Raw genomic sequence first — 9,958 nt, forward strand, 5'->3', positions numbered from 1 at the left:
CACCTGTTCGAGGCCGGGGCCGTAGTCGTAGGCATTCCTGGCCTTGTCGGCAAAGACCTTGTAGCCGTCGCCGCCCTGGCGAACATAGTTGTTGGTGGCGACCAGATAGTCCTTCTCCGGCTTGATCGGCGTCCAGGCACCGCCTTCCATGACCTCCACCGATTTGACCCGGCCGGCATTGGGCGCAACGGATTTGTCGAAGGAATATTTCAGGCCGGCGACCTGGGGGAAGCGCCCGGCGCCGTCCTCGACCTGACTGAGACCGCCCTCGAGGCCGGCCACCAGATCCTTGCCCGAAATCTGGAAGGTCGCCAGCGTGTTCTGGAAGGGCAGCACGGTCAGCACCTCGCCCATGGTGACGGTGCCCTTGTCGATCGAGGCGCGCAGGCCGCCGCCATTGGAGATGACGATCTCGACGCCCTGTCCCTTGACGCGGTCGAGGATGGCGTCGGAGACGAGATTGCCCATCGCGCATTCGCGGGTGCGGCAGCTCTCGCGACTGCCGTCGATGACGTCGGTGGTTTCGGCCACTTCCTTGTTCTTCAACGCCTCGATCGGCGCCCCAAGCTCCTTGATGCGGGCGAGCACGGCCGGGTCGGGGGTGATCGACTTGTCGAGATAGATCGGGTCGCCGCTGGCCGATTTGACGACGCCATTGTCGTCGAACACCACCTTGAACTCGCCGAGATATTTCGAATAGGAGGCCGCCTGCACCACCGGCACCTTGTAGCCGTCCGGATTGTCGACCATCGTCGGGTAGGGGCCTTCCGCCTTCGGGTCGGTGTTCGACAGCAGGGAATGGCTATGGCCGCCGACGACGACATCGATGCCCGGGATCTTGGCGATGACGTCACGTTCGCGCCTGTAGCCGATATGGGTCACGGCGATGATCTTGTTGACGCCTTCGCCCTTGAGCTTCTCGACTTCGGCAGTGATCGACTTGACGTCGTCCTCGATGGCGACGTTGGGACCCGGCGAAGCGAGGTCCGGCGTGTCGTTGGTGATCGCGCCGATGATGCCGATCTTCTGGCCGCCGACCTCGACGACAACAGATGGCTTGACGCGGTCGCCGAGCTTGGATTGCGCGTTGGCCTTCACATTGGCGCCGAGCACGGGGAACTTGATCATGTCGAGGAACGGCGCCAAGGCGGCCTCGCCGTCGTCGAATTCATGGTTGCCGAGGGCCATGGCATCGAACTTCATGTCGTTGAGGAATTCGCCTTCGACCTTGCCCTTATAGGTCGTGTAGAACAGCGAGCCCTGGAAATTGTCGCCGGCGCTGAGCAGCAGCACGTTCTGGCCTTCCAGCTTCTTGCGTTCCTGGGCAATCGCGGTGATCAGCCGGCCCGCGCCGCCGATGCACTCGCCCTTGGTCTCCTCGTCCGCCGAGCAGGTCGATTCATATTTGTTGTTGCCTTCGATGCGGCTGTGCCAGTCGTTGATATGCAGGATGTTCAGCGTGTAGTCGGCAAAGGACGCGCCGGCCGACAGACCGAGGGCTGAGGCTGACAGGGCTGCAATGGCGGCAAGCTTCTTCATCTTCGTCTCCCGGAAAGCTGATCAGAGGCCATTAGCGCTCTTGCTTGACTGGAACATAACAGCCGGCGCTTTGGCCATGTTCCCATCGCGTTCCGGATGACGCAAGCGGAATCCGGGACCCTTTGCCGGCACAAAAAAGGACGGCGGCCAACCAGCCGCCGTCCTTGGAAAACGAATGGTCGTGGGTTCAGACGCGCCTTGTCAGCACGAAATTCTGACCGCTGGAGCTCGTGCAGTTGAGCTGGCTTGTCGACACCATCAGGCAGTTGAAGCTGACCGCGGTCTGGCGGATCAGCGAGGTGCCGTTGATCTGCACCGATGTGGCGCCGGTCATCGTGTAGCTGCCGTCGGCAAGCTTCTGGCCGGTGTCGGTGGCTACCGTCGTGAAGGTGCCGCCGGTGAAGGTCGACAGGCCGGTGCCCTTGGCGTCTATCCACGAGCCCTCGACGCCTTTCGGCGCCGCTGCCATCGGCGGTTGATCGGGGCCGCTGGTCGCACAGGCGGCGAGCATCGCCGAAATGGCACCCGCCACGCTCATCGAAAGAATTTTGCGCGCAATGATCATGTGAAAATCCTCTCCTCTCGCATCGGCCCAAAAATCGGAAATCGATTTTCGACAAGCACGAGGCGTGCATCCAAGTTTCCAGAGCGACGTGCGTCCAGATGAATACGTATCGCTATGGTCCGCATCCCTTCAATCGCCCGATTTCCGGGCGATTGCAAGGCAGTGAGGCAGGTGGGCGGTGCTGCTATCGCACAAGGATGTTGCGGAACTGCCACGGGTCGTTCCGGTCGAGGTCTTCCGGGAACAGGCCGGGACGGTTATCGAGCGGCGTCCAGTCGGTGTAGTAGCCCTTGACCGGTCCGAGATACTGGGACTGCACTTCCAGGCACCGCCTGTAGTCCATCTCGTCGGCTTCGACGATGCCGGCCTCGGGATTCTCCAGCGCCCAGACCATGCCCGAGAGCACCGCCGAGGTGACCTGCATGCCGGTGGCGTTCTGGTAGGGGGCCAGCTTGCGCGCCTCGGCGAGCGACAGCTGCGAGCCGTACCAGTAGGCATTCTTGTCGTGGCCGTAGAGCAGCACGCCGAGTTCGTCGACGCCGTCGATCAACTCGTTCTCGTCGAGCACATGATGCACCGGCTGAGGCTTGCCGGCGGCGCCGAACATCTCGTCAAGCGACAGCATCGCGTCGTTGCAGGGATGATAGGCATAGTGGCAGGTCGGGCGGTAATGCACCTTGCCCTTCTTCGAACGCACGGTGAAGAAATCGGCGATAGAGATCGCCTCGTTATGGGTCACCAGCAGGCCGTATTGCGCGCCGGGCGTCGGGCACCACGAGCGCACGCGCGTGTTGGCGCCCGGCTGCTCCAGGTAGATGGCTGCCTTCGAGCCGTGCTTGTGCTTCTTGGCGTTCTTCGGCATCCATGTCTCGTGTGTGCCCCAGCCAAGTTCCGCGGGCTGCAGGCCCTCGGAGATGAAGCCTTCGACCGACCATGTGTTCCAGAACACATCCATCGGTTTCGGCTTCTTGGTGCGCTGGGTGTCGCGTTCGGCGATGTGGATGCCCTTGACGCCGGCCTTCTTCATCAGCTTGGCCCAGCCCTCGCGGTCGTCCTGCGCGGGCTCCGAGAACTCCAGGCCAAGATCGGTGGCGAGATTGACCAACGCCTGCTTGACGAACCACGAGACCATGCCTGGATTGGCGCCGCAGGTGGAGACCGCTGTGGCGCCGCCGGGCTTGTCGTGCTTTTCCTTGAGCAGCGACTCGCGCAGCGCGTAATTGGTGCGGCTGGCGTTGTCGGCCTTGGCGTCGAAATAGAAGCCGAGCCACGGCTCGACGACGGTGTCGATGTAGAGCACGCCGAGCTTGCGGCAGAGCCGCATCAGGTCCACCGAGCCGGTATCGACCGACAGGTTGATGCAAAAGCCCTGGCCGCCGCCATTGGTCAGAAGCGGGGTCAGGAGCTTCTTGTAGTTCTTCTCGGTCACCGCTTCCTGGACGAAGGTGATGCCGCGCTCGTCGAGCAGCTTGCGGTCGGTGTCGCGCGGATCGATAACCGTCATGCGCGACTTGTCGAACTTGAAATGGCGTTCGATCAGCGGCAGCGTTCCCCGGCCGATCGAGCCGAAGCCGATCATCACGACAGGGCCGCTGATCTCACCGTAAACGGGCCAGTTTTCATTCGCCATTTTATCGAGCACTCCTTCAAAGCCCAGGAAACTGGGAAAACGCACACACAAAACCGGGCATCTTTGCCCGGCGGCCATGCGCTACATCACAGATCATTGTCACAAACCAGCGAAAAGCGCCAACCAGCGATCAGTCGTCATTGGCCATGTGGTTAAGGACCGTCATCAGCCGATCACGGTCCGATGTCAGGCCCTTGTAGTCGAGCTGGGCGAGATCGAGTGCTTCGAGCTGGGCGGCGAAAGACACCGCGAGCTTCGCCCGATCAGGGTGCCTGGCCAGCACGGCGAGCGGGTCGAGATGGATGCGGATGGTGAACAGGATATCGCGTGAAACAGGCAGTTTGCGCAGGGTTTGCCGCTCGACGCGAATGAAGGCATGGGCGTCGATGTCGCCATCGGGAAAGCGCGACGGCCGGTTGGTGGCGCGGTCGATGCGCTGCAGGTCGGAGAGCGGATGGTAGAGCGCGTTGTCGGACTGGATCGACCAGTTGTAGCGCTCGACGGCCTGCCCCTGGAGGCCATCGAACATCCGGTTGATGAGTTCCGCCGGACGCGTGCCCGGGCCGAAACCCGGCACCGGCGCGTGGATGTCCTGCAGCGGCTTGCCGAACTTTTCCAGGAGCGACCAGGAGGAGGGAAAGCAGAGCGAGCCGGCGACCAGCCGCCAGCCGCTGTCACTGCTGCGCATCAGGATCAGGTCTTCCTGGACGAGCAGTGAGGCTTTGGCCAGCGGCGCATCGGCGAGGGAAGCAGGCAGACGGCTCGCCGCGCCCGCCACCTCGACGCCTGATCCGCCGAGCCGATGGGTTTCGGGGAACCTCTCCGGGAGATGCGCAGCGAGCAAGTCGAGCACTTCCTGCTGGGCGTCGCGCGTGCCGTCCTCCTCGACGAAAACGCGCTCTGGGATTTCGGCATAGAGCCGGTGCTTTTCGGCGAGATACGGCAGCAGATGGCCGTCGACCTCGATCCAGGCCGCCGGGTCGAGCGGCTTCAGCCCGATGCTGAACAGTTTCGACGAGCCGTCATAGGGCGTGTGGGTGGGCAGCGTATGTTTTGGGGACGTCATGTCTCAGGTCAGTCTTGCCGGGATCAGTCCGCGCAGCGAATTGCCGACGAACAGGGACTTGGCGGATTTCAGATCGTCCAAGCTGTAGATCGCTTCGCGGGCGCGGCCTTCATCCAGAAGCTGCGCGCGCAATACGCCAGGCAGCAGGCCGCAATCGAGCCGGGGCGTCGCCAGCACGCCGTCGCCGAGATCGGCAAAGACATTGGTGATCGTGCCTTCACAGATCTCGCCACGCTCGTTGGCCATAAGCACCTCGTCGGCCTGCGTGATGAGGTGTTCGGCACGAGCACGCGTGTAAAGCTGTCGCCGGCTGGTCTTGTGGCGCAGCAGCGTGTCGTTCGAATCGAGCCTCGTCCGCGCCAGCCGCAGCATCCAGACCTTGTCGGCGGCGAGCGGTTCATAAGGCTGCGCAGAGGCCGTCACCTCGCCATCGTGCGACAGGACGAGGCGCGTGCGCATGGCAACGCCGGAACCGCCGACCGCGCTGCTCAGCGCCTCGCCGACCGTGCCTGGATCACAGCGGAAGCCGAGTTCCGCCGCCGAGCCATAGAGGCGCGCAAGATGACGATCGAAGCGCAGGAAGCCCGAGCCGGGTTCCCAGCGCATGGTCTCGATCAACTGAAAGTCGGCGGTGTTCCCGTCGCGAAGCGCGCTTTCAGCAGACACTCCTGATACTCCTCCTGCGCCGTCGAATCGAAGACGACGCCGCCTCCGACATTGTAGACGGCCTCGCCGCCCGAAAAGAGCGAGATGGTGCGGATCGCCACGGAAAAGCGCATCGGGCCGCCGGGCGCGATCCAGCCTATGGCGCCGCAATAGGCATCGCGGGGCGTGCCTTCCAGGTCGCGCAGGATCTCCATGGCCCGGATCTTAGGCGCGCCGGTGATCGAACCGCAAGGAAACAGCGCCGCAAAGATCTGGCGGATAGAGAGACCCGGCAGCAATTTGGCCCTGACGTCGCTCACCATCTGATGCACGGTCGGGTAAGTCTCGATGCGGAACAGCGCCGGCACGTCCAGCGTGCCCACCTCGCTGATCAGCGAGATATCGTTGCGCAGGAGATCGACGATCATCCGGTTTTCGGCCTGGTTTTTCTCGTCATTGCGCAGGAAGATCTTCTGCCGTTCGTCCTCGGCTTTGGTGGCGCCGCGCGGCGCCGTTCCCTTCATCGGATGCGTCTCGATCATGCCCTCGGCGTCGATCTCGAAGAACAGTTCAGGCGAGCGCGACAGCACGATGGGTTCACCGAGCGCGATCAGCGCGCCATATTTCACCGGCTGACGTTCAGTCAACGCATCGAAGGCGGCCAGCGGCTCGCCTGACCATTGCGCATGCACGGGAAAGGTCAGATTGCCCTGGTAGCAATCACCTTGCCGGATGTGCTGGTGCAGCCGCGAGAAGCGTTTTTCATAATCCTCGGGCGACCACGTCGCACGGGCGTCGAAGATCGGGCCATTGGTCGCCGCCGTATTGCGCGGCGGCACCGCCTGTTCGACCGGGGCATCGAAAACCCCAAGGCACACGAGTGGAGCGCGGCGTCCATTCGGCAGCAGGGGAACGAGCTTGGGTTCGAGCAAGTAGCCCGCCTCATACGAGAAATAGCCGGCAAGCCATTTGCCTGCATCATGCGCGGCTTGTGCTGCTTCCAGAGCCGGCCCGAAATCGCCTGCGTCGTGCGCCACGATGATATTGGCCGGCCGGTCGAAAACGAGCTGGCGCGCGCTTTTGTCATTGCGAAAAATTGCGGCGGGCAGGGACATGGGCACCGAATGCTGCGGTCAATGAAGCCATCAACCGCTCTATATGGGGTGCCGCCCGCGCGCAATCGAGGGAACGGCACGCTGCCTCTTAAAGCCGACCTTTGGGCCAACTCAGGAACCAAGAGCAAACGGCGACGCCGATATGGCGCCGCCGCTTGCAATCTTCAGGTCGTGCCTGGCGATCAGCTGTTGCTGGAGGTTCCGGCTGTTGGAAACTGCTTGGCGAATTCCTTCTCGTTGCCGGCGGCGAGCAGCTTGGCCTGCTCGATCCAGCGTTCGCGCGCGATGCGGCCATCGAAATTCATGACGTCTTCGATCCGTTTGATATCGGCCGCTGTCCAGGACGCGATCTGGGCGAAGCTGGTGACGCCTTGTGCCTTGAGCAGTTTCTCATTGACCGGACCGATACCGATCAGCCGACGCAGATTGTCGGGCTTTCCGGATGCTGGCTTGGCTGTTGCAGGCTTGGCTGTTGCAGGCTTGACTGTTGCAGGCTTGCTCGTTGCGGATTTGGCTGGAGCCGAGGTTTTGGTGGCGGCGGGTTTCGCCGCCGGCTTGGCAGGGACCGCCTTGGCAGAGACCGCTTTCGCAGCGGCCGGTTTGGCCGTCGCGGGCTTTGTGGTGGCGGATTTGGCCGTCGCGGGGGTCGACATCAGGGCCGCCGGCGCCTGGCTTGCCGGTTTTGCCGCGCTGCTTCCGGCGGCAGGTGCGGCCGACGCTTCGCGCAGCCGGCGCTCAAGGTCGGCGCGGGTCTTGCCGCATGCATCGAGTTCGCCGGTCAGGCGGTCGCTGTCGGTGCGCAGCCTGTCGCGTTCGCTGCGTGTACGGTCGAGATCGCCGCGCAAGCTGTCGAGTTCACCGCGCAGGCGCCCCCAAAGGAACCAGCCGACCAATACGCCTATCAGGAACGCCAGGACCACGTAGAAAAAAGTGCCCATTGTCTCTCTCCAGTCAGATCCGTCTGCCGTGGGTCATGATCTTCGGCGAAGGACTACTCTTGGTGGTTCCGCGGTAAGCAGAACAGCCGGCTTCGGTTCGAGCTGTCGGCGATCGGCTTTGCTTGCCCATGGCCAACGGCCGTTGTCGCGTTCGCCTGAGCGCCACGGCCGGCTGAGATTTCTCCTCGCCGATCCGCATGCGCTCCGGCTGAGCTTGGAGCGAAGGCTATCATAGAGCTTGTGGAAAGCTATCGGAAAACTTCGGTGGAGAGTACTTCAAGAACAGATATTTAGGGTGATAGTAGAGCTGTCCCAACATGCATTCCGGCTAAACTGTTAGAGCGACGCCTGGGCGCGCATTTCAAGTGTCGAGCGCTTCCAGCTCGTCGATCAGGCCACTGATGACGCCAAGTCCGATCTGCCAGAAAGCGGGATCGGTGGCGTCGAGCCCGAATGGCGCCAGAAGCTCGGAATGATGTTTGGTGCCGCCGGCGCGCAGCATTTCGAAATACTTGTCCTGAAAGCCGCGCTCGGCGTTCTGGTAGACCGCGTAAAGCGAGTTCACCAGGCAGTCGCCGAAAGCATAGGCATAGACATAAAAGGGCGAATGGATGAAGTGCGGGATGTAGGTCCAGAACACCTCATAGCCTTCGCGCAGCTTGATGGCGGGACCCAGACTTTCGGCCTGCACTTCGAGCCAGAACTGACCCAGCCTGTCGGAGGTCAGTTCGCCGTTCTTGCGTTCGGCATGCACCTTTCGCTCGAATTCATAGAAGGCGATCTGGCGCACGACCGTGTTGATCATGTCCTCGACCTTCTGGGCGAGCATGGCCTTGCGCTCGCGCCGGTCGGTGGTCTGGTCGAGCAGCGAGCGGAAGGTCAGCATCTCGCCGAAGACCGATGCCGTCTCGGCCAGCGTCAGCGGCGTCGAGGCCATCAGCGCACCCTGGCCGCCGGCCAGCACCTGATGCACGCCATGGCCAAGCTCGTGCGCCAGCGTCATCACATCGCGCGGCTTGCCCATGTAGTTGAGCAGGACATAGGGATGCGCCGACGGTACGGTCGGATGCGCGAAGGCGCCAGGCGACTTGCCGGGCCGCACCGGCGCGTCGATCCAGTTGCGGTCGAAGAAGGTTCGCGCGATCTCGGCCATGTCGGGCGAAAAGCGCTGATAGGCGGACAGCACGGTGTTCCTGGCCTCGTCCCAGCCGATGATCGCCTGGGGCGTATCCGGCAACGGCGCGTTGCGGTCCCAATGGTTCATCACCTCCATGCCCAGCCAGCGTGCCTTCATCGCGTAGTAGCGGTGCGAGAGGCGCGGATAGGCATCGCGAACGGCGGAGGCCAAGGCGTCCACCACACTGCGCTCGACGCGGTTGGCCAGATGGCGTGAATCGGCGATGTCCTCGAAGCCACGCCAGCGGTCGGATATCTCCTTGTCCTTGGCCAGCGTGTTGGTGATCAGCGTGAAGGTGCGCAAGTTCTTGCGGAAGGTCGTGGCCAGCGCCTCGGACGCCCGGCGGCGCACCTCGCCGTCGGCGTCCTGCAGACGGTTCAGCGCCGGCTCCAACGTCAGTTCCTCGCCGTCGATGTGGAAGCGAAGGTCGGTCATCGTCTCGTCGAACAGGCGGTTCCAGGCGCCGCGTCCGGTGATCGACTTTTCGTGGAAGAGCTGCTCGACGCGGTCCTCGAGCTGGTAAGGCTTGTCCTTGCGCAGATCGAGCACCCATGGCCGATAGTGGCCGAAGGCGGGATCGCCGGCGAGCGCGCCTTCGATCGACGCATCGTCGATCAGGTTGAGTTCGAGCGCGAAGAACAGAAGGTGCGCGCTGGCGTCGGTCATCTTCTCCTGGATGTCGCCATAGAGCTTGGCGCGCTGGGGATCGGCGGTGTTTCCGGCATAAACCAGTCCCGCATAGGAGACGATGCGGCCGATCAGTTCCTCCAGCGCCTCGTAGGCGACAAGCGCCTCGCCCAGCCTGCCGGCGCTGCCGCGCTCGGCTTCGGCGGCCAGCGTACCCTTCCAGCGGCTCTCGAAACTGGTGGCATCGGTGGCGGCCTTGGCGATGTCGCGCTTCAGCTCCGGCGCGTCCATGCCGGCATAGAGGTCGGCAAGGTTCCATTCCGGCAGGTCGCCCAGCTCGGCCGCGCCTTGACCCGACGCCGGCGCCGCCAGCCGCCGTGCGGAAACCATGTGCCCAGAATCCCTATGCATTGCCGACACCTTCCGTGGCCAAGGTTCAAGGAGAAACGAGAAGCCGGTCAAATCCTAAGGAATTCATTCACCGGGTTTTTTGAAACCTTATTTAGAACCCTGTGCCAAGATGGTCCACAGGGCAGAATTCCTCGGGCGGGCAGTCACACCAGTCATGACAGGTTCCATACTCATAGTCGATGACGATCCGGTGCAACGCCGGCTGCTCGAAGCGGCGGTGACGCGGTTCGGCTACAGCGCAATCG

At 63.0% G+C, this 9,958-nt stretch carries 8 protein-coding genes; all 8 read right to left on the reverse strand.

Translation table 11 applies throughout. The features are described 5' to 3' along the window. Nucleotides 1–1,539 (reverse strand): bifunctional metallophosphatase/5'-nucleotidase (locus EN925_RS09900; RefSeq protein ID WP_128336491.1); only part of this gene is annotated, 1,539 nt, incomplete at its 3' end. 187 nt (nucleotides 1,540–1,726) lie between these two features. After that, nucleotides 1,727–2,104 carry a hypothetical protein gene (locus tag EN925_RS09905; protein ID WP_128336493.1) on the reverse strand — a complete coding sequence of 126 codons (378 nt, stop codon included), beginning with the start codon at nucleotides 2,102–2,104 and terminating at the stop codon, nucleotides 1,727–1,729. A gap of 184 nt (nucleotides 2,105–2,288) precedes the next feature. Next, nucleotides 2,289–3,734 (reverse strand): homospermidine synthase, encoded by a 1,446-nt coding sequence (locus EN925_RS09910; protein WP_013529731.1) that lies wholly within the window; start codon nucleotides 3,732–3,734, stop codon nucleotides 2,289–2,291. Nucleotides 3,735–3,864: 130 nt separating this feature from the next. Further along, nucleotides 3,865–4,800, reverse strand: a complete 936-nt coding sequence (locus EN925_RS09915) for a DUF3445 domain-containing protein (RefSeq protein WP_127385190.1) — start codon at nucleotides 4,798–4,800, stop codon at nucleotides 3,865–3,867. A 3-nt stretch (nucleotides 4,801–4,803) separates the two neighbouring features. After that, nucleotides 4,804–5,466, reverse strand: a complete 663-nt coding sequence (locus tag EN925_RS09920) for an aminotransferase class IV family protein (RefSeq protein ID WP_127368891.1) — start codon at nucleotides 5,464–5,466, stop codon at nucleotides 4,804–4,806. Then, nucleotides 5,415–6,560: an aminodeoxychorismate synthase component I gene (locus EN925_RS09925; RefSeq protein WP_127368890.1), complete on the reverse strand. Its 1,146-nt coding sequence runs from the start codon at nucleotides 6,558–6,560 to the stop codon at nucleotides 5,415–5,417. The genes EN925_RS09920 and EN925_RS09925 overlap by 52 nt, the downstream gene beginning before the upstream one ends. A 182-nt stretch (nucleotides 6,561–6,742) precedes the next feature. After that, complete coding sequence (locus EN925_RS09930; RefSeq protein ID WP_127368889.1) at nucleotides 6,743–7,498, reverse strand: proton-conducting membrane transporter; 756 nt, start codon at nucleotides 7,496–7,498, stop codon at nucleotides 6,743–6,745. A 361-nt stretch (nucleotides 7,499–7,859) separates the two neighbouring features. Next, nucleotides 7,860–9,692, reverse strand: a complete 1,833-nt coding sequence (locus EN925_RS09935; protein ID WP_127368888.1) for a M3 family oligoendopeptidase — start codon at nucleotides 9,690–9,692, stop codon at nucleotides 7,860–7,862. Between the last annotated feature and the right edge of the window lie 266 nt (nucleotides 9,693–9,958).

The organism is Mesorhizobium sp. M7A.F.Ca.US.006.04.2.1 (genome assembly GCF_004022915.1).
GTDB lineage: Bacteria > Pseudomonadota > Alphaproteobacteria > Rhizobiales > Rhizobiaceae > Mesorhizobium > Mesorhizobium ciceri.